Source organism: Aeromonas sp. 604176 (assembly GCF_049170755.1).
Taxonomy (GTDB): domain Bacteria; phylum Pseudomonadota; class Gammaproteobacteria; order Enterobacterales; family Aeromonadaceae; genus Aeromonas; species Aeromonas veronii_A.
This window is the reverse complement of sequence record NZ_JAAKNE010000252.1, coordinates 1-1348: the sequence shown is the minus strand read 5'-3', so window position 1 is coordinate 1348 and position 1348 is coordinate 1. Positions and strand designations below refer to the sequence as shown.

At 57.0% G+C, this 1348-nt stretch carries 1 protein-coding gene; it reads right to left on the bottom strand.

Translation table 11 applies throughout. The features are described from left to right. Window positions 1–1008: an N-acetyl-gamma-glutamyl-phosphate reductase gene (gene argC, locus G5358_RS21125; RefSeq protein ID WP_201938570.1), complete on the bottom strand. Its 1008-nt coding sequence runs from the start codon at window positions 1006–1008 to the stop codon at window positions 1–3. Window positions 1009–1348: the final 340 nt, after the last annotated feature.

The following is a 1348-nucleotide window of genomic DNA, read 5'->3' as shown; positions in this document are numbered from 1 at the left end:
TTAAATCAGGCCGGTGGCCGGTTCAAAACCAAATTTGATATTTATGCACTGCATGGCTTGCGAGGCGGCGCCCTTGAGCAGGTTGTCGATGGCGGATACCACCACCAGCATGTTGCCCTGCTGTTGCCAGGCGATATCGCAGTAAGGGGTGTTTGCCACACCGCGAATAGAGGGCATCTGGCCGGTGAGGCGCACCAGCGGCTTGCCTTCGTAAGCCTTGAGGAAGGCCTGATCCACCTGCGTGGGGGTGACGCCGTCCGCCAGCTGCACATAGATGGTGGCCAGAATGCCGCGCACATAGTTGCCAAGGTGGGGCTGGAACAGCACCTCCTTGCCGAGGTGATGGCTGATCTCCGGCTGGTGTCTGTGATTGAAGGTGCCGTAAGGGTTGAGGCTCACTTCGCAGAAGCTGGTGTTGATGGCTGCCTTGCGCCCGGCACCGGAAACCCCTGAGACGGCGTTGATGATGGGCTGCCACCCCTTGGCAATCAGGCCATCCTGCTGCAGCGGCTTGAGAGCACAGAGGGAGGCGGTCGGATAACAACCCGGCACCGCAATCAGCTGGGCGGTAGCGATGGCATCGGCATTCCACTCCGCCAGACCATAGACGGCCTGATCCAGCCACTGCTCGCTGTCGTGGGTGAAACCGTAGAAGCTGTCGTAAAAGCCCTGATCCTTGACCCGGAAGGCGCCGGAGAGATCGAACACCGGCAGCCCCTTGGCGAGAAACTTGGGCGCAAGCTCGGCACTCACCTCGTGGGCGGTGGCCAGCAGCACCAGATCGGCCTGGGTCAGGATCCGGGTCATGCCGTCGTCGTCCAGCGGCAGCAGCGGCTGATCGAGGGCGCCGACCCACTGGGGATGCAGGGCAGAGAAGCGTTTGTGGGCATCCTGACTGCCGGCGGAGACATAGAGGCCGAACAGTTTGAGTTGTGGATGGTTCTGTACCAGTGCGGCCAGTTCGGCTCCCGCGTAGCCACTGGCACCGACGATAACGGTGTTAAGCATGTTGAATATTCCAAGTCAGAGTTAGAGATTCACAGCATGACGCTGCAGTGCACAAGGGTGTTCGAGCGCCCCTTTGCACAAGTGCGGAGGGGCAATTCAGGCGGGTGTGTGTCGTCGGTTATAGATCAGGTGACAGAACATTAACTTTCCCTTACAACTAGAAGCCTTTGTTGATGAGCCAGATATTCAGGTAAAATTAAGGAATATTCATGCACTCACTTTGCATTTGTATTTTCTAACAGAAACATTCCGGGGACGCAAGGAGGAGCTGATGGCCAATCTGGATTTTTTTTCACTTTATAAGAATATTATTGCGATTCCCTCTATCAGCAGCACGGAT

Excerpts from the sequence above, each read along its gene's own strand:
- argC (WP_201938570.1), bottom strand. The coding sequence starts at position 1,008 with ATGCTTAACACCGTTATCGTCGGTGCCAGTGGCTACGCGGGAGCCGAA.